Raw genomic sequence first — 17,568 nt, forward strand, 5'->3', positions numbered from 1 at the left:
CTATCGCGGCCTTTTGCGCAACGGCGCCCATCTGCACCTGCTCTGCACCGCGATGAACCTGCGCCGCGCCGAACGGCTACTCGCCTGACGGGAGAGGTGCGCCCACCGCACGACCGGCGGGCTCGAAAACGACCCCCAAGGCCGCTTCCAGGACACCGCCACATCTTCATCAGCCGATCACGCAGGTTTCGCAGAGCTCTCCTCTAGGTGCGCGGCGCCCCTCAATCCCCCGCCGCCGCCTGCTCCAGCCTGTACGCATGCGCCGGATACGCCCCCAGGATGCGGAATTCCTTGGTGAAGAATTCCAGCTCCTCGAAGGCGCGGCGCAGCGCCGGGCTGTCCGGGTGGCCGTCCACGTCGCAGAGGAACTGCGTCGCCGAGAACCGCCCGCCGACCATGTAGGATTCCAGCTTCGTCATGTTCACGCCATTCGTCGCGAAGCCGCCCAGCGCCTTGTACAGCGCCGCCGGCACCGACCGGACGCGGAACACGAAGGTGGTGACCGTGTCGGGTGCGGCCAGCGGCGGATACACGCGGTCCCGCGACATCACGTAGAAGCGCGTGGTGTTGTCGTGGCTGTCCTCGACATTGCGCGCCAGGATCTCGAGGCCGTAGATCTCGGCCGCCAGTTCGCTGGCGATGGCCGCGTCCTCGGGGCTGTTGCGTTCGGCGATGATCTGCGCCGCGCCGGCGGTATCGGCCTCGATCACCGGTGCCAGGTTCCGCTCGCGGATCAGGTTCAGCACCTGCCCCAGCGCCATCGGGTGGCTGTGCGCGCGCTTCACGGTGCCGAGGCTCGCACCCTTCGGCGCCAGCAGGCAGTGCTCGACGCGCTGGAAATGCTCGCCGATCACGTACAGCCCGCTCTCCGGCAGCAGCCGGTGGATATCCGGCACGCGGCCCGCCAGCGAATTCTCGCAGGGCAGCATCGCCAGGTCGCAGCGGCCCTCGCGCAGCGCGGCCATCGCCGCCTCGAAGGACGGGCAGGGCAGGGTGGTCCAGCCCGGATAGGCGGCGCGGCAGGCCAGGTCGGAATAGGCGCCGGGCATGCCCTGGAAGGCGATGGTCTTGGCGGTCATGGGGTCACCTGACAACAGATCATGGCGGACCGAGGCCAGGCCTCGGTCCGGGAGCGCAAAGCGCGACCGCGCCCAGACCATCCGACGCGCGGGGCGCGAAAGTGCTGGGCGCGAAGGCAAGCCGCACGGATGTGCGGCGCCCGCCGTCTGAGGGGCGCGGTCACTCGTGACCGCGCGACGCCAGAAGGCTCCGGGCGCGTTCAAGGTCATGCGGCGTGTCCACGCCGAAGGGGCCGTGGTCCACCCGCGCGGCGGCGATTCGCATCCCGGCTTCCAGCGCGCGCAGCTGCTCCAGCTTCTCGCGCATCTCCAGCGGGCTCGCCGGCAGGCTCACGAAGCGGTCCAGCGCCGCGCGGCGATAGGCATAGACGCCGATATGGTGCCAGCGCGGCCCGTCCCCCCAGGGGATCGGCAGGCGCGAGAAATACAGTGCCGGCGCGACGCGCTTGTCGCCCTCGAACGCACAGGCGGCCTTCACGAAGGACGCCGTGTTGGCCTCGACTTCATCCGCGATCGGGCAGACCAGCGTGCCGATATCCACGCCCGGGTCGGCCAGGGGTTCCAGCACCGCGCGCAGCGTCTCCGGTGCGATGGTCGGGAAATCCCCCTGAAGGTTCACCACCACGTCGTAGCGCCGCTGCGGGTCCAGCACCACCATCGCGCGCTGCACGCGGTCGGTGCCCGAGGGCACGTCGTCCTCCACCAGCACCGCCTGCGCGCCGGCGGCCTCGGCGGCGGCCACGATCTCGGGCTCCCCGGCGGCGACGGCCAGCGGGCCGATCCCCGCCTCCCGCGCGCGGTCCAGCACGTGGGCGATCATCGGCCGCCCGGCGATCTCCGCCAGCGGCTTGCCCGGCAGCCTGGTGGCGGCCATGCGGGCGGGAATCACGACGATGGGGCGCAAGCGTGCGGCTCCGGAAATGAAGGACCGAGGTGGTTGTCTGGCGACAGGCCGGGCACTATGGTCCGGCGCGTTTTAGGCAAGGCGGTTCCGCGGCGCAAACGCGCGGCGGGCAAGGTGTGCAAGGGGCTGACACTGGCATGGCGACCAACCTCGAGGGCAACAAGATCATCGCGGCGATCCTGACCGCCGGCGTGACCTTCGGCGTGGCCGGGGTGGTGGGCAGCCTGCTGGTGCATCCGACCCGCCCGCACCATGCCGCGATCAGCATTGGCGGCGAGGCTGCCGCCCCGGCCGCCGCCGCAGCGCCGGCCGCCCCCGCGCTCGACCCCATCACGCCGCTGCTGGCTGCTGCCAATGTGCAGAACGGCCAGCAGGTGGCGCAGCGGCAGTGCGCCGCTTGCCATTCCTTCAACGAGGGCGGGCGCAACGGCGTGGGCCCGAACCTGTATGGGATCGTGGGGGCGAAGCACGCGCATGCGGATGGCTTCAACTACTCGGCGGCGCTGCGCGGCATGGCCGACAAGCCCTGGACCTACGAGGAGCTGAACGCCTGGATCCACAACCCGCGCGCCTATGCCGCGGGCAACCGCATGTCCTTCGCGGGCCTGGCGAGCACCCAGCAGCGCGCGGACCTGATCGCGTATCTGCGGTCGATCTCGCCGAACGCTCCGGCGCCCTGATTTTTTTGACCCTCAGGCGGCGGGCGCGGCCCGTCCGAGCCGCTTGCCTTCGCGCCCCGCACTGGTGGGCCCGGCGCGACTGATGGCCTGGGCGCGGTCGCGCTGTGCGCTCCCGGATCGTGCATCCGCACGATCCGTGGGGCGTTCGGACGGTGCAGCGACCCGATGGCCAGCCTTGGGTCATTGCCTGAGAGCGGCGGTGCCGCCCCCCGATCCACGCCTGCCCCGAGGTGCCCCCCATGATCCCCGACGACTTCATCGCCGCCGCCGAGGACTTCGCCGACGCCGCCGGCGCCGTGATCCGCCCGCTCTTCCGCTCCGCGCTGCTGGTCGAGGCGAAGGGCGATGCCAGCCCCGTCACCAAGGCCGACCGCGACGCCGAAGAAGCGATCCGCGCCCTGATCGCCGCCCGCTTCCCGGACCACGGCGTCATCGGCGAGGAACATGGCGAGGACCGCCCGGACGCCGAATGGGTCTGGGTGCTCGACCCGATCGACGGCACCCGCGCCTTCGTCACCGGCCGGCCGCTCTTCGGCAGCCTGATCGGGCTGCTGCACCGCGGCGTGCCGGTGCTGGGCGTCATCGACCAGCCGGTGACCGGGGAACGCTGGCTTGGCGTGGCGGGCCGGCCCACGCGCTTCCGTGCGCCGCTTGGCGGTGTGCCGGCCTGCCGGCCCTGCGCGGCAGTGGGCCAGGCGGAACTCTCCTGCACCAGCCCGGACATGTTCCTGCCCCCCGACCGCCCGGGCTTCGAGCGCCTGCGCGGCGGGGCGCGGCGCGTGACCTGGGGCGGCGACTGCTACGCCTATGGCCTGCTCGCACTCGGCCTGGTCGATATCGTGGTCGATGCCACGATGAAGATCTGGGACTGGGCGGCGCTTGTGCCGGTGATCGAAGGGGCCGGCGGGCGCGTCACCGGCTGGCGCGGGGAGGCGCTGAGTGCCGCCTCGGACGGGCGGGTGCTGGCGGTGGGCGACCCCGCCCTGCTGGAGGAGGCCGTGCGCCTCCTTACCGATCGGTAGGCGCGCGGACGTTGCCGCGCAGAGGGCGAACCCCCATCCTGCGCACATGAACCGTCGCGACCTGCTGGCGCTCGGCGCCCTCGGCTTCGTTGTCCCCACCCTGCCGCGCGGGGCCCGCGCGGTCGTGCCTGCCGGTGGCGACAAGCCGGGCGAGGTGGTGCGCACCCATGCGCTCTCGCTGCTCTCGCCCCCCGTGCTGCCGGCGGATTTCCCGCACTGGCCCTGGGCCAACCCGGCGGCGCCCAAGGGCGGCGAGGTGGTGCTCTCCCGCCTCGGCTCCTTCGACAGCTTCAACCCCTACATCCTGCGCGGCACGCCGGACCCTGGGATCGGGCTGATCTACGACACGCTGATGGCCGGCAACCCGGACGAGGCCACCGCGGAATACGGCCACCTGGCCGAGACCGTGGAACTGCCGGCCGACCGGAAGGGCGTCAGTTTCGAGCTGCGTGAGGCCGCGCGCTGGCACGACGGCCGCCCCGTCACGGCCGAGGACGTCGTCTTCACCTTCAACGCGCTGCGCAGCCAGGGCCGCCCCTTCTTCCGCGCCTACTGGGCCGACGTGACCGAGGTGGTGGCGGAAAGCCCGAGGCGCGTCACCTTCCGCTTCAAGGATGCCGAGAACCGCGAGCTCGCGCAGATCCTGGGCGACCTGCCGGTGCTGCCGAAGCACTGGTGGGAGGGGCGCGACTTCGCCCGCCCCTCGCTCGACGTGCCGCTGGGATCGGGCCCCTATCGGCTGGATCGGTTCGAGGCCAACCGGTCGGTCGTCTATCGCCGGGTGGAGGACTACTGGGCACGCGACCTCGGCGTGCGGCGCGGCCTGAACAATTTCGACACGCTGCGCTACGAGTATTTCCGCGACACCACCGTGGCCTTCGAGGCCTTCAAGGCCGGCCAGGCCGATTTCCGCACCGAGAACGTCGCGCGCGACTGGGCGACCGGCTACGACTTCCCCGCCGCGCGGCGGAACCTCGTGAAGCGCGAGGAGATCCCGCACGAGATCCCGACCGGCATGCAGTGCTTCGCGGTGAACCTGCGCCGCCCGCTCTTCCAGGATTCGCGCGTGCGCCGCGCCCTGATCGAGGTGTTCGACTACGAGTGGATGAACGCCAACCTGTTCTTCAGCGCCTACGCGCGGACAGGTTCGTATTTCTCGAATTCCGACTTCGCCGCACGCGGCCTGCCCGAGGGGCGCGAGCGCGCGATCCTGGAGGGCTTCCGCGGCCGCATCCCCGAGGCCGTCTTCACCGAGGAATACAAGCTGCCGGTCACCGACGGCTCCGGCAACAACCGCGAGGGCGCGCGCCGCGCGCTCGCACTGCTGCGCGAGGCAGGCTGGACCGTGCGCGACCGCCGCCTGGTGAACGCGCAGGGCCAGCGCTTCGAATTCGAGATCCTGCTGCAGGGTGCCACTTTCGAGCGCGTGGCCCTGCCCTACGTGCAGTGGCTCGAGCGCGTGGGCATCTCGGCGCGCGTGCGCACGGTGGACCCCGCCCAGTACCAGGTGCGCATCGACGCCTTCGACTACGACATGACGGTCGATTCGATGGGCCAGGGCTTCTCCCCCGGCAATGAGCAGCGCGACTACTGGACCACAGCCAAGGCGCGCGAGAACGGGTCCCAGAACGTCGCCGGCATCGCCGATCCGGCGATCGACGAGCTGGTCGAGCTGGTGATCGGCGCACCCAACTACGAGGAGCTGGTCGCGCGCACCCGCGCACTCGACCGCGTGCTGCTGCACCACAATTTCGTCGTGCCGCACTGGCATTCGCGCGTCTTCCGCATCGCCTTCTGGGACAAGTTCGGCCGGCCGGAGCGCAACCCGCGCTATGGGCTCGGCTTCCCGCAAGCCTGGTGGATCGACCCGGCGCGCGAGCGCGCGCTCGCCGAAGCCCGCCGCGGCTAGCGGCGCGATGGGCGCCTACCTTCTCCGCCGGCTGCTGCTGGTGGTGCCGACGCTGCTCGGCATCCTGATCATCAACTTCGCCGTCGTGCAGTTCGCCCCCGGCGGGCCGGTCGAGCAGATGCTGGCCGAGCTGCGCGGCGAGGGGCAATCGACGCTCGGGCGCATCACGGGCGAGGGCGGCGGCGACGTGCGCATGCCCAACGCCACCCGGCAGGGTGGCCAGGTAGACGGCGCGTCGGGGCCGGTCGGCAGCTATCGCGGCGCGCGCGGGCTCGACCCCGCCATCGTCGCCGAGATCGAACGCGCCTTCGGCTTCGACAAGCCGGCCCATGTCCGCTTCTGGGACATGCTGACAGGCTACCTCACCTTCGACTTCGGCCGATCCCTGTTCCAGGACCGGCCGGTGATCGACCTGATCCTCGAGAAGATGCCGGTGTCGATCTCGCTCGGCATCTGGTCGACGCTGATCATCTACCTGATCTCGATCCCGCTCGGCATCCGCAAGGCGGTGCGCGACGGGTCGCGCTTCGATGTCGCGACCTCGGGCATCGTGCTGGTGGGCTATGCCATCCCGGGCTTCCTGTTCGCCGTGCTGCTGGTGGTGCTGTTCGCCGGCGGGTCCTTCCTGCAGGTGTTTCCGCTGCGCGGGCTCGCCTCCTCCGGCTCGGCGGACTGGCCGTTCTGGCAGCGCGCGATCGACTACGCGTGGCACATGGCGCTGCCCACCCTCGCACTGGTGATCGGCGGCTTCGCCGGGCTCACCATGCTGACCAAGAACTCCTTCCTCGATGAGATCGGCAAGCAGTACGTGGTCACCGCGCGCGCCAAGGGGGCGGGCGAGCAGCGCGTCCTGTATGGCCACGTCTTCCGCAACGCGATGCTGATCATCATCGCCGGCTTCCCCGCGGCCTTCATCGGCATGCTCTTCACCGGCGCGCTGCTCATCGAGATCGTCTTCTCGCTGGACGGCCTCGGCTACCTGGGCTTCCAGGCGGCGACGCGACGCGACTACCCGATCATGTTCGGCACCCTGTATATCTTCACGCTGCTCGGCCTCGTGCTGCAGATCATCAGCGACTTCACCTACACGCTGGTGGATCCGCGCATCGACTTCGAGGCGCGGCGATGACCCTCACCCCGCTCGCGCGGCGGCGGATCGCGAATTTCCGCGCCAATCGCCGCGGCTACTGGTCCGCCATCATCTTCGCGGTGATCTTCGTGGTGACGCTGTTCGCGGAATTCATCGCCAATGACCGCCCGCTGGTCGCGCGGGTGAACGACCAGTGGTTCTTCCCGGTGCTGGCCGACTATGCCGAGACCGACCTGGTGCCAGATGGCCTGCCCACCGGCAGCGACTACTGGCAGGACCGCGACTTCCTGAAGGACTTCGCGGATGCGGGTGGCTGGGCGATCTGGCCGCCGGTGCGCTTCACATACTATTCCATCGTGCGCGACCTGGATCATCCGCTGCCCGCCCCACCCTCGGCGCGCAACTGGCTCGGCACCGACGACAAGGGGCGCGACGTGGTGGCGCGGGTGATCTACGGCTTCCGCATCTCGGTGCTGTTCGGCTTCACGCTCACCATCGTGAGCTCGATCATCGGCATCGCAGCCGGCGCGGTGCAGGGCTATTTCGGCGGCGCGATCGACCTCTACTTCCAGCGCTTCATCGAGTTGTGGTCGGGCATGCCGCAGCTCTACCTGCTCATCATCCTGGCCAGCGTGATCGAACCGAGCTTCTGGGTGCTGCTCTCCTTCCTGCTGTTGTTCTCCTGGATGGGGCTGACCGGCGTGGTGCGCGCGGAATTCCTGCGCGGACGCAACCTCGACTACGTGCGCGCGGCCAATGCGCTGGGTGTCTCGCATGCCGCCATCATGGTGCGCCACATCCTGCCCAATGCGATGGTCGCCACGCTCACCTTCCTGCCCTTCATCCTGGCGGGGTCGGTGACGGTGCTGGTCTCGCTCGACTTCCTGGGCTTCGGCCTGCCGCCGGGCTCGCCTTCGCTGGGCGAGCTGGTGAACCAGGGCAAGGACAACCTCAACGCGCCCTGGCTCGCGCTGACCGGCTTCTTCGTGCTCGGCACCATGCTGACGCTGCTGACCTTCGTGGGGGAGGCGGTGCGCGACGCCTTCGACCCGCGCAAGCTGCCGGGGGGCGGGCGATGACGCTGCTGACGGTCGACAATCTCTCGGTCGCCTTCGGCACGAAGCGCGTGGTGGAGGGCGTGTCCTTCACGGTCGAGCCCGGGCAGAGCGTGGCGCTGGTGGGCGAGAGCGGCTCCGGCAAGTCCGTCACTGCGCTGTCGTGCCTCGGCCTGCTGCCGACCGCCGGCAGCAACCCCGAGGGGCGCATCACCCTCGATGGCACCGATGTGCTGGGCGCGCCCGAGCGCGAGCTGCGCCGGCTGCGCGGCGGCGTGGCGGGCATGGTGTTCCAGGAACCCATGACCTCGCTGAACCCGCTGCACACGGTGGGCCGCCAGGTGGGCGAGGCGATCACGCTCCATCGCCCGCTCTCCGGCGATGCGCTGCGCGTGCGCATCATCGAATTGCTGCGCCGTGCCGGCTTCCCCAACGCCGAGGAACGGCTCGGCGCCTATCCGCACCAGCTCTCGGGCGGGCAGCGCCAACGGGTGATGATCGCCGCCGCGCTCGCCAACGACCCCAAGCTGCTGATTGCCGACGAACCGACCACCGCGCTCGACGTCACGATCCAGGCGCAGATCCTGGAACTGCTGGAGCAGCTCAAGCGCGACCTCGGCATGGCGCTCCTGCTGATCACCCACGACCTCAGCATCGTGAAGAAGCACGCGGACGCCGTGGTGGTGATGAAGGACGGGCGCGCGGTGGAACAGGGCGCGGTGCGCCAGGTGTTCGGCATGCCGCAGCACGCCTACACGCGCATGCTGCTGGCAACCGAACCCCGCGGCGCGCCGGCGCCGATCGCGCAGAGCGCCGCGGAGATCATGCACGGGGACGCCATCAAGGTCCGCTTCCCCATCCGCCGCGGCGTGATGCGCCGTGTGGTGGCGGAGGTCCGGGCGGTGGACGGGGTGAGCCTGGCGGTGCGGGAGGGCGAGACGGTCGGCCTGGTCGGCGAATCGGGTTCGGGCAAGACCACGCTCGGCCTCGCGATGCTGCGCCTCGAGGCCAGCGAGGGCGCGATCCGCTTCGAGGGTGCGTCGATCCAGGGGCTGAACCGTGCCGCGCTGCGCCCGCTGCGCCGGCGCATGCAGATCGTCTTCCAGGACCCCTATGGCGCGCTCTCGCCGCGCATGAGCGTGGCCGAGATCGTGGGCGAGGGCCTCGCCGTGCACGAGCCCGGGCTGACCGCCACGCAGCGCGCAATGGCAGTGGCGACGGCGCTGGAGGAGGTCGGCCTGGAGCCCGCCATGGCCGAACGCTACCCGCATGAGTTCAGCGGCGGCCAGCGCCAGCGCATCGCCATCGCCCGCGCGCTGGTGCTGAAGCCGCGCTTCCTGGTGCTGGACGAACCGACCAGCGCGCTCGATGTCAGCGTGCAGGCGCAGGTGGTGGACCTGCTGCGTGCGCTGCAGGCGAAGCATCGGCTGGCCTATCTGTTCATCTCGCATGACCTGCGCGTGGTGCGCGCCATGGCGCACCGGATCATCGTGCTGAAGGACGGCAGGGTGGTCGAGGAAGGCGAGGCCGCCCGGGTTGTCGAGGCGCCGCAGGAGGCCTACACGCGCGCCCTAATGGCCGCCGCATTCGACCTTCGCACCGAGGCCGCGCCCGGGCTGCGCACATGAGCCGCGCGCGCTCCGCCGCACCCCTCCTCCTCCGCCCCTTCGGATCGCGCCACGCGCGGTCCGGGAGCGCAAGGCGCGACCGCGCCCGACCCGCCCGCCGCCGCCCGCGCGACAGCGCATGGCGCGAAGGCAAGCCGGCCAGATGGCCGGCGCCCGCCGTTTGAGGGCATAAAAGCGTGTCCGAACTGGAAACCCTGAAGGCGCTGCTGGATGCCGAGCGGGTGAAGCTCGGCGTGCATCTGCGCCGTATGAATTCGCCCGGCTCGCCGGTCTACCGCACCTGGGAGAATGTCTGGCCGGCCGGCCTCATTCTCGCCGCCTCCTTCGTCGCGCTGAAATGGGGTGGTGCGCCGCTCGACGCGCTGGGCATCAGGCAGGGCGGCACCTGGGCCGGCATGGGGGTGCTCGGCCTCGGCTGCTGGTGGTGGATCGCGCGCGTCATGCCGAAGGTAAAGGACGGCGTCTTCGACCGCACCGCCGCCTATGCGCTGCAATCGCCCGCGCATTTCGACGCGCTCTGGGGGCAGGGCGTGCTCAGCCTCTATGCCAAGATGCCCGATGGCACCGAGCGTGCCGCGACCTCGCGCAATTCCTGGCGGGACTTCGTTACCGCCCTCGACACCGACCTGAAGGATGCCGCCTGACATGGCCGTTCTGCTCTCGACCAAGGCGCACACCATGCAGGACTGGAAGGCCGCGCTGCTGGCGGTCGACCCCTCGCTCGAGATCCGCCTGTTTCCCGATTCCGGCGAACCCGCCGACATCGAGGCCGCGGTGGTCTGGACCGCGCACGACATGATGGAGCTGCGCCGCTATCCGAAGCTCAAGGTCATCGTGTCGATGGGTGCGGGGGTGGACCACCTGTTCCGTCCGCCCGGCCCCCCGCCCGGCGTGCCCGTGGCGCGGCTGCTCGATACGCGCCTGACGCAGGGCATGACCGAATGGGTGCTGCTGAACGTGCTGCGCTTCCACCGCCAGGACCCCGAGTATCGCGACCAGCAGGCGCGCAAGGTGTGGCACGAACTGCCCGCGCCCGAGACCTCCGCGCGGCGCATCGGCATCCTGGGCCTGGGGGAACTGGGCGGGGATGCCGCCCGGGCGCTGATGGCGCTGGGCTTCCCGGTGATGGGCTGGTCGCGCCGGCCGAAGCAGGTGCCGGGGGTGGAGACCTTCCACGGCGCCGACGGGCTGATGGCCATGGCGGCGAAGACGGACATCCTCGTCTGCCTGCTGCCGCTGACGCCCGAGACGCGGGGCGTCATCGACGCCCGGTTGCTCGGCGCGATGAAGCCCGGCGGCTTCCTGCTGAACGCCGCGCGCGGCGGCCACCAGGTCGCGGCGGACGTGCTGGCGGCACTCGACAGCGGCCACCTGGCTGGCGCTGCGCTCGATGTCTTCGAGCCCGAGCCCCTGCCGGCCGACAGCCCCTTCTGGTCGCATCCGAAGGTGGTGCTGACACCGCATGCGGCGTCCATCACCATCCCGTCCTCCGCCGCGCCGCAGGTGGTGGAGAACATCCACCGTGCGCGGGTGGGCCGGCCGCTCATAAACCTGGTCGATTTCTCGGCCGGCTACTGACGCCGGGCGGGGCGGGGCGCTCGCCGCGCCCCGCCCCGGGTCACACCGCGCGCAGCGCCGGCTCGGTCTGGGCCGGAAGCAGGCGGACCTCGCCGGTCGCCTTCACCGCCTCGGCCATCACGCCGCGAAGGTCGCGCAGGAAGGTCGTGCCCTTGGGGGTGCGCTGCACCAGCACCGAGCGGCGGTCCGCCGGATCCACCTTGCGCCGCGCGAGGTCGAGCTCGCCGAGCCGGTCCAGCGCGCGCGTGATCGCCGGCTTCGACACGTTGAGATCCTGCGCCAGGCCGCGCACCGTGTGCGGCCCTTCGCCCAGATAGACGGTGAGAAGCACCGCGAGCTGGCGGGCCGAAAGGTCCGGCCCGTCGCTGCGCACCAGGGCGACGATCGTCTCCCGCAGGATGCCGATCTGCTGGTCGGGGTTGCCGTGAGTGGTCATGCTCGTTCTTCCTCTGTGGAACTCTTGGGCGGTCCTGCCGCCGTAGATATGGCCCTCGTCCGGGGCGGATGCTCGATATGCGCCGGTCAGGTGGCCGGTGTCGTCGCGTTCAGTCGGGCGGATTCCGCAACCATTGCGTGCAGCGCCCGTACGCATTGGGCTTCTCCGCCCTCCGGGCGGCCGGGACGCGTCGAATCATTCCACGCGTAGAGATCGAGATGTGCCCAGGGGATGCCCGCCGGCACGAAGCGGCGCAGGAACAGCGCCGCCGTCACCGCCCCGGCCATCGGCTTCTGGGAGACGTTGGACAGGTCCGCAAAGGGGCTGTCGAGCCAGGAATCGTAACCGTCGTGCAGCGGCAGCCGCCACATCGGGTCGTCCACCGCCCGCCCGGCCGCCAGCAGCCGTGCCGCCAGCGCATCGTCGTTGCTGAACAGCGCCGGCAGGTCAGGGCCGAGTGCCACGCGCGCCGCGCCGGTCAGCGTCGCGCAATCGATGATCATCGCCGGCGACTGCTCGGCCGCGAAGGCCAGCAGGTCGCACAGCACCAGGCGGCCCTCGGCGTCGGTGTTGCCGACCTCGACCTTGAGGCCCTTGCGGGTGCGCAGCACGTCCATCGGGCGCATCGCGGTGCCCGAGACGGCGTTCTCCACCGCGCCCACCAGCACCAGCAGGCGCACGGGAAGGTTGGTGCGCATGATCATCTCGGCGGCGGCGAGCACCACGGCCGCGCCGCCCATGTCCTTCTTCATGCGCAGCATGCCGGCGGCGGATTTCAGGTCGAGCCCGCCGGTGTCGAAGCACACGCCCTTGCCGCACAGCGCAATGAGCGGCCCGGATTCGGCGCCGGTCCAGCGCAGCACCGCCACGCGCGGCGCGCGCGGGCTGCCCTGGCCGACCGCCGCGACGGCGGGGAAGCCCTGTTCCAGGCTGTCGCCGAGCACGATCTCGCAGCTGCCGCCATGGCGGGCGGCAAGCGCGGCGGCGGCCGCGGCCAGTTCGGCCGGGCCGAGGTCGGCCGCCGGTGCGTTGATCAGGTCGCGTGCGGCGCAGATGGCCTCGGCGGTCGCGACCGCGTCGGCGACCCCGGCCGGGATCTCGAGGACGGCCGGGGAGGGCCCGGGCGCCTTGTGCCGATGCGGACGATAGGCGCCGAGCGCCCAGCCGAGCGTGGCCTGCGCCGGGTCCTGCGGCCCGGGGGCCAGGCGCCAGGCGGTGCCGGGGGGCAGCCCGCGCGACAGCGTGCCGAAGGCCCAGGGCGACTCTTCCTGGCCGAGCCCGACCACCGCACCGGCCAGCCCGTCGGGCCCTGGCAGCAGCGCGAATTCCCCGGCCCTGGCGGCAAAGCCCGAGGCCCGCAGGAACGCGGCGACGGACGCGGGAAGATCGCCCAGGAAGGCGGTCAGCCCGTCGCTGCGCACCGCGTGCAGCGGCAATGCGCCCATCGCCCTGGCCGTCAGGCCTTCCAGCATCGCCGGGCATCTCCTTGCATCGATCGATGCGATGGCATCGAAATCACAAATTCGTTAGGCCTTCATTTTGCTCCGGTTGACCAACGGAATCCAAGGTTTCCATTTCGCAGGAGCGTTATGCATGCGATGCAACGCAATAAGCATTGCATGCCTTGAATCTTACGTTACCGGAACGCGATGAAGCGCGGCCTCAGCGTCGCGTCGTCGCCTGGAGCACCGGCAAGCCGGCCACCAGGGCGGCGGACAGCGCCTCGGCGATGCAGGCATAGCCCCGGTCGTTGTGGTGCAGGTTGTCCGAGATCAATAATGCCTCGTTCGGCACGCCGGCGGCGGCCAGGGCATCCATCAGGGCGGCGCGGGAAAACAGGGTCACGCCCGGGACGCTGGCGGCCGCCGCGGCCAGCATGGCGTCGTAGTCGCGGTGGCCGGGCCGGGCGGCGATGCGCGGCGCGCGCTGGTTGTCCATCAGCACCACGTCGATGCCGGCCGCGCGCAGCCGCAACAGGCCCTGTCGCAGGAAGCTGTCGAAGGAATCGCGGTCCAGGCCGCGCAGCGCAGCATTGGCGCCGAGCTGCCAGATCACCAGCTGTGGCCGCTCCGCGATGGCATCGCGTTCCAGGCGGCCGAGCATGTGGGCCGCATCCTCCCCGCTGGCGCCGCGGTTCATCACCGTGACGGCCCGGCCGGGCAGGGCCTCGCGCAGGCGCGCCTCGAGCCTGACAGGATAGGAGCGCCAGGGCGTCGTCGCGCCCGCGCCGGCGGTGGAGGAGGATCCGAGTGCGACGATCCGCACCTCCCCGCCGCGCGCGACGGCCGCCGCGAAGGCCGGCGCGACGATCGGCCGCAGGGGCACCGCGGGACAGGCGCGATCCTCCTGCGCCAGCGCGCAGGCCGGCAGCAGCGCCAGCATCACGGCGGCCAGGCGCAAACGCCAGCGGGTCACGATGCCAATACCCCCCTGACCACCCTCTCGAGCCCCTGCCGCCACGGCGCCAACGATACACCGAAGGTATGGGCGAGTCGCGCCGTGTCCAGCCTGCCATCGGCGGGCCGTGTGGCGCGCGTCGGGTATTCCGCGGTGGCGATGGCCTGCACCTCGGGCCGCGGGCCGCCGAGCGGCGCGGCGGCTTCGAAGATCGCGACGGCGAAGCCGTGCCAGCTGGTGAAGCCCGAGGCGACCGCGTGGAACACGCCGCGATGCGCGTCCTGCCAGCCATCCGCGCGGATGCGGGCCAGCACCGCGGCGATGGCCTCCGCCAGGTCGGGTGCTGCGGTCGGGCTGCCCTGCTGGTCCGCCACCACGCGCAGGCTGGCGCGCTCCGCCCCGACCCGCAGCATGGTGCGCAGGAAGTTGTTGCCGACCGCCGAGAACACCCAGGCCGTGCGCAGCACGCAGGTCTTCGGGTTGCCCGCCAGCGCCGCCCATTCGCCCGCCAGCTTGGTCCGCCCATAGGCGCCGAGCGGGTTGGGCACATCGGTCTCGACATAGGGCGCGCCCTTGCGCCCGTCGAAGACGTAGTCGGTCGAGACCTGCACCAGCGGGATGCCGAGCCCCGCGCAGTGCCGCGCGACCAGCGCCGGGCCGATCGCATTCGCCACGAAGGCCGCGGCTTCGTTGTCCTCGGCGGCATCGACGGCGGTCCAGGCAGCGCAGTTCACCACCGCATCGGGCCGCGCCGCGGCGAAGGCGGCGGCGATGGTGGCGGGCTGGTCGAACTCGAATTCCGGCTGGCCGACCAGGATGGCCTCGAAGCCCTGCGCCGGCAGCGCATCCGCAAGCCCGGTCGCGAGTTGCCCGCCGCGGCCGGTGACCAGGATGCGGCGCATCACCAGGACCCCGGGGGGAAAGGCGGCGGGATCTCCGCGAGGCGCGGCGCGCTACGGTCCTTCTCCGACAGCACCGCCCCTGCCGCATCGACCGGCCAGGCGATCCCTAGCGCGGGGTCGTCCCAGGCGATGCCGGCATCGGCGTCGCGGTCATAGGGCGCGTCGGTCTTGTAGAGCACCTCGGTCCCGGGCTCGAGCGTGCAGTAGCCATGCGCGAAGCCCCGCGGCACCCACATCTGCCGCCAGTTCGCAGCGCTCAGCTCGGCCGCGACATGCTGCCCATAGGTGGGCGAGCCCTGCCGGAGATCGATGGCGACATCGAGGATGGCCCCGCGGGAGACGCGCACGAGCTTGCCCTGCGCGGAGGGCGGGCGCTGGAAATGCAGCCCGCGCAGAACGAAGGCGGGCTCCGAGAAGGCGTGGTTGTCCTGCACGAAGTCGGGGTCGATGCCGTGTTCGGCAAAGGCACGGCGCGACCACACCTCGCTGAAGAAGCCGCGCGAATCCCCGTAACGGGCGGGTTCGATCAGCAGCACATCGGGGATGGCCAGGCGCTCGACCTTCACGCGTGGCGTCCACGCGCCAGGTCGCGCAGATAGGCGCCGTAGGCGGTCTTGCCGAGCGCATCCGCGCGCGCCAGCAGTGCGGCCGCGTCGATGAAGCCCATGCGGAAGGCGATCTCCTCCGGGCAACCCACCTGCAGGCCCTGGCGGTCCTGCACGGTCTGCACGAACAGCGCGGCCTGCAGCAGCGACCCCGGCGTACCGGCATCGAGCCACGCGCAGCCGCGCCCCATCTGCTCGGCGCGCAGCGCGCCGAGGGCGAGGTAGGCCTTGTTGAGGTCGGTGATCTCGAGCTCGCCGCGCGCCGAGGGGGCGAGGTCGCGGGCGAGCTGCGTGACGCGTGCATCGTAGAAATACAGCCCGATTACTGCCCAGTCGGATTTCGGCCGGGCGGGCTTCTCCTCGATCGAGAGCACGCGGCCCTCGGCGTCGAATTCCGCGACGCCGTAGCGCTCGGGGTCCGCCACGCGGTAGCCGAAGACCGTGGCTTCGCCGGCCTGCGCGCGCGCCGCGGCCGCCTGCAACTGTGCCGGCAGGCCGTCCCCGTAGATGATGTTGTCGCCGAGTGCCAGCGCGCAGGCTTCACCGCCGATCCACTCTGCGCCGATGTGGAAGGCCTGGGCGATGCCCTCCGGGCGCGGCTGCTCGGCATAGGTGAGGGTGATGCCGAACTGGCTGCCATCGCCCAGGAGCCGCTTGAAGGCGGGCAGGTCCGCCGGCGTCGAGATCAGCAGGATGTCGCGCACACCCGCCAGCATCAGCGTGCCGAGCGGGTAGTAGACCATCGGCTTGTCGTAGACCGGCAGCAGCTGCTTGGACGCCGCCAGCGTCATCGGATGCAGGCGCGTGCCGGAGCCGCCGGCGAGGAGGATGCCCTTCATGTTTTTACGCCCTCGGACGCCGGGCGCCCGCTCCGCGGGCTTGGCTTTCGCGCCGTGCACTGGCGTGCCGGGCGCGACTTGCGGTTTGGGCGCGGTCGCGCTTCGCGCTCCCGGATCGCGGCAAGGCCGCGATCCGAATGACGTTACGATGCATCACGCCGCCACCCCGCCCAGCCGCTGCCCTGCATAACGCTTCTCGCGGATCGGCCGCCACCAGGCCTCGTTGTCCAGGTACCAGGCGATGGTCTGCGCCAGGCCGCTCTCGAAATCATGCTTCGCGCGCCAGCCCAGCGCCGCTTCGGCGCCGGAAGGATCCATCGCGTAGCGGAAATCATGCCCGGGCCGGTCGCGCACGAAGGTGATCAGGCGTTCGCGCGGGCCCGCGGGATCGGGGCGCAGCCGGTCGAGCGTGGCGCAGATCGCGCGCACCACCTCGAGATTGGTGCGTTCCTGGCGCGGTCCCAGGCAGTAGGTCGCCCCCGGCTGGCCGCGGAACAGCGCGAGGCACAGCGCCTCGGCATGGTCCTCGACATGGATCCAGTCGCGGATGTTCGACCCGTCGCCATAGACCGGCAGCGGCCGGCCCTCGAGCGCGTTGAGCGTGACCAGCGGTATCAGCTTCTCGGGGAACTGCCAGGGCCCGTAGTTGTTGGTGGTGTTCGAGACGAAGGTGGGCAGGCCGTAGGTGTGCTGCCAGGCCCGCACCAGATGGTCGGACGCGGCCTTCGACGCCGAGTACGGGCTGCGCGGATCATAGCGCGTGTGCTCGTCGAAGGGCTTGTCGTCGCGGCTGTCGAGCGAGCCGAAGACCTCGTCGGTCGAGACATGGTGGAAGCGGAAGGCGTCCTTCGCGGGGCCGTCCAGCGCGGACCAGTATTCCCGCGCCGCCTCCAGCAGCACCTGGGTGCCGACGACATTGGTGCGGATGAAGGCGGCCGGGCCGTCGATCGAGCGGTCGACATGCGACTCCGCCGCCAGGTGCATCACGCGCGAGGGCCGGTGCTGCGCGAAGGCCGCGCGCACCGCCGCGGCGTCGCAGATGTCGGCCTCCAGATGCACGTGGCGCGGATGGCCCAGCCAGGCGCCGAGGCTCTCCGGGCTCGCCGCATAGGTCCGGCAGTCGAGGTTCACCACCACCTCATCCGTGGTCGACAGCAGCCGGCGAACTACCGCCGAGCCGATGAAGCCGAGGCCGCCAGTGATCAGAAGGGTCATGCGAGGTCCGGGATGACAGGTGGCAAGGGCCGCTCGCGCGCCCGCAACGCCGTTATGGCGTGTGTAGATGACTTTCCTGTGGCGTGGAACGCCGCGCCGGCAGACCCCGGTGCGGGCGGGCGGGTCACCCGCCGCCCGGCGCGCTGCCGCGCCGCACCGCCCGGTCGCGCCAATGCGCCGGCAGCCGCGCCAGGAAGCGCAGCGGCCAGGCGGGGTCCGTCGCCAGCCC

Annotated in this window: 17 protein-coding genes; 8 read left to right on the top strand and 9 right to left on the bottom strand. The window is 71.2% G+C overall.

The features are described 5' to 3' along the window. Positions 1-221: 221 nt before the first annotated feature. Both HW578_RS11565 and HW578_RS11570 read right to left on the bottom strand, forming a co-directional pair. Entirely contained in the window at positions 222-1,079 is an 858-nt protein-coding gene (locus HW578_RS11565) for a prephenate dehydratase (protein WP_198370711.1), read from the bottom strand. Positions 1,080-1,239: 160 nt separating this feature from the next. Continuing rightward, positions 1,240-1,983 carry a 3-deoxy-manno-octulosonate cytidylyltransferase gene (locus HW578_RS11570; RefSeq protein WP_198370712.1) on the bottom strand — a complete coding sequence of 248 codons (744 nt, stop codon included), beginning with the start codon at positions 1,981-1,983 and terminating at the stop codon, positions 1,240-1,242. Positions 1,984-2,120: 137 nt separating this feature from the next. Here HW578_RS11570 and HW578_RS11575 point away from each other — a divergent pair, with 137 nt between their 5' ends. The 8 genes from HW578_RS11575 (at position 2,121) to HW578_RS11610 (ending at position 10,945) form a co-directional block, all read left to right on the top strand. Next, positions 2,121-2,663 (top strand): c-type cytochrome, encoded by a 543-nt coding sequence (locus HW578_RS11575; RefSeq protein ID WP_198370713.1) that lies wholly within the window; start codon positions 2,121-2,123, stop codon positions 2,661-2,663. A gap of 239 nt (positions 2,664-2,902) precedes the next feature. Then, entirely contained in the window at positions 2,903-3,685 is a 783-nt protein-coding gene (gene hisN, locus HW578_RS11580) for a histidinol-phosphatase (protein ID WP_198370714.1), read from the top strand. Between the two features lie 46 nt (positions 3,686-3,731). Further along, the gene (locus HW578_RS11585; RefSeq protein ID WP_198370715.1) at positions 3,732-5,594 is read left to right on the top strand and encodes an extracellular solute-binding protein; all 1,863 of its coding nucleotides are present in this window, start codon (positions 3,732-3,734) and stop codon (positions 5,592-5,594) included. Positions 5,595-5,601: 7 nt separating this feature from the next. Then, entirely contained in the window at positions 5,602-6,723 is a 1,122-nt protein-coding gene (locus tag HW578_RS11590; RefSeq protein WP_198370716.1) for a microcin C ABC transporter permease YejB, read from the top strand. Continuing rightward, on the top strand, positions 6,720-7,763 hold the full coding sequence (locus HW578_RS11595; RefSeq protein ID WP_198370717.1) for an ABC transporter permease: 1,044 nt from the start codon (positions 6,720-6,722) through the stop codon (positions 7,761-7,763). The genes HW578_RS11590 and HW578_RS11595 overlap by 4 nt, the downstream gene beginning before the upstream one ends. Beyond that, positions 7,760-9,367 (top strand): ABC transporter ATP-binding protein, encoded by a 1,608-nt coding sequence (locus HW578_RS11600; protein WP_198370718.1) that lies wholly within the window; start codon positions 7,760-7,762, stop codon positions 9,365-9,367. Before HW578_RS11595 ends, HW578_RS11600 begins: the two co-directional genes overlap by 4 nt. Positions 9,368-9,543: 176 nt before the next feature. Next, the gene (locus tag HW578_RS11605) at positions 9,544-10,011 is read left to right on the top strand and encodes a hypothetical protein (protein WP_198370719.1); all 468 of its coding nucleotides are present in this window, start codon (positions 9,544-9,546) and stop codon (positions 10,009-10,011) included. 1 nt (position 10,012) lies between these two features. Continuing rightward, positions 10,013-10,945 (top strand): 2-hydroxyacid dehydrogenase, encoded by a 933-nt coding sequence (locus HW578_RS11610; protein ID WP_198370720.1) that lies wholly within the window; start codon positions 10,013-10,015, stop codon positions 10,943-10,945. A gap of 40 nt (positions 10,946-10,985) precedes the next feature. On the opposite strand, the gene HW578_RS11615 is transcribed toward HW578_RS11610, so the two are convergent. From HW578_RS11615 to rfbB, 7 genes are all read right to left on the bottom strand, one after another. Beyond that, entirely contained in the window at positions 10,986-11,381 is a 396-nt protein-coding gene (locus HW578_RS11615) for a MarR family transcriptional regulator (protein WP_198370721.1), read from the bottom strand. Between the two features lie 86 nt (positions 11,382-11,467). After that, positions 11,468-12,853, bottom strand: coding sequence for a leucyl aminopeptidase family protein (locus tag HW578_RS11620; protein WP_198370722.1), 1,386 nt, complete (start codon positions 12,851-12,853; stop codon positions 11,468-11,470). Positions 12,854-13,043: 190 nt separating this feature from the next. Then, positions 13,044-13,796 carry an SGNH/GDSL hydrolase family protein gene (locus HW578_RS11625; protein WP_198370723.1) on the bottom strand — a complete coding sequence of 251 codons (753 nt, stop codon included), beginning with the start codon at positions 13,794-13,796 and terminating at the stop codon, positions 13,044-13,046. Further along, a complete protein-coding gene (gene rfbD / locus HW578_RS11630) occupies positions 13,793-14,680 on the bottom strand; it encodes a dTDP-4-dehydrorhamnose reductase (RefSeq protein WP_198370724.1) in 888 nt (295 codons plus the stop codon). The genes HW578_RS11625 and rfbD overlap by 4 nt, the downstream gene beginning before the upstream one ends. Then, on the bottom strand, positions 14,680-15,246 hold the full coding sequence (gene rfbC, locus HW578_RS11635) for a dTDP-4-dehydrorhamnose 3,5-epimerase (protein WP_198370725.1): 567 nt from the start codon (positions 15,244-15,246) through the stop codon (positions 14,680-14,682). Before rfbC ends, rfbD begins: the two co-directional genes overlap by 1 nt. After that, positions 15,243-16,124, bottom strand: a complete 882-nt coding sequence (rfbA, locus tag HW578_RS11640) for a glucose-1-phosphate thymidylyltransferase RfbA (RefSeq protein WP_198370726.1) — start codon at positions 16,122-16,124, stop codon at positions 15,243-15,245. Before rfbA ends, rfbC begins: the two co-directional genes overlap by 4 nt. Positions 16,125-16,277: 153 nt before the next feature. After that, entirely contained in the window at positions 16,278-17,339 is a 1,062-nt protein-coding gene (gene rfbB / locus HW578_RS11645) for a dTDP-glucose 4,6-dehydratase (protein ID WP_198370727.1), read from the bottom strand. Positions 17,340-17,568 lie beyond the last annotated feature (229 nt).

Source organism: Roseomonas rosulenta, assembly GCF_016106005.1.
Taxonomy (GTDB): Bacteria; Pseudomonadota; Alphaproteobacteria; order Acetobacterales; family Acetobacteraceae; genus Neoroseomonas; species Neoroseomonas rosulenta.

Bases quoted from the DNA above. Each gene is read 5' to 3' on its own strand.
- HW578_RS11565 (WP_198370711.1), bottom strand. From the start codon at position 1,079: ATGACCGCCAAGACCATCGCCTTCCAGGGCATGCCCGGCGCCTATTCC.
- HW578_RS11575 (WP_198370713.1), top strand. From the start codon at position 2,121: ATGGCGACCAACCTCGAGGGCAACAAGATCATCGCGGCGATCCTGACC.
- hisN (WP_198370714.1), top strand. From the start codon at position 2,903: ATGATCCCCGACGACTTCATCGCCGCCGCCGAGGACTTCGCCGACGCC.
- HW578_RS11585 (WP_198370715.1), top strand. From the start codon at position 3,732: ATGAACCGTCGCGACCTGCTGGCGCTCGGCGCCCTCGGCTTCGTTGTC.
- HW578_RS11590 (WP_198370716.1), top strand. From the start codon at position 5,602: ATGGGCGCCTACCTTCTCCGCCGGCTGCTGCTGGTGGTGCCGACGCTG.
- HW578_RS11595 (WP_198370717.1), top strand. From the start codon at position 6,720: ATGACCCTCACCCCGCTCGCGCGGCGGCGGATCGCGAATTTCCGCGCC.
- HW578_RS11600 (WP_198370718.1), top strand. From the start codon at position 7,760: ATGACGCTGCTGACGGTCGACAATCTCTCGGTCGCCTTCGGCACGAAG.
- HW578_RS11610 (WP_198370720.1), top strand. From the start codon at position 10,013: ATGGCCGTTCTGCTCTCGACCAAGGCGCACACCATGCAGGACTGGAAG.
- HW578_RS11615 (WP_198370721.1), bottom strand. From the start codon at position 11,381: ATGACCACTCACGGCAACCCCGACCAGCAGATCGGCATCCTGCGGGAG.
- HW578_RS11620 (WP_198370722.1), bottom strand. From the start codon at position 12,853: ATGCTGGAAGGCCTGACGGCCAGGGCGATGGGCGCATTGCCGCTGCAC.
- rfbD (WP_198370724.1), bottom strand. From the start codon at position 14,680: ATGCGCCGCATCCTGGTCACCGGCCGCGGCGGGCAACTCGCGACCGGG.
- rfbA (WP_198370726.1), bottom strand. From the start codon at position 16,124: ATGAAGGGCATCCTCCTCGCCGGCGGCTCCGGCACGCGCCTGCATCCG.
- rfbB (WP_198370727.1), bottom strand. From the start codon at position 17,339: ATGACCCTTCTGATCACTGGCGGCCTCGGCTTCATCGGCTCGGCGGTA.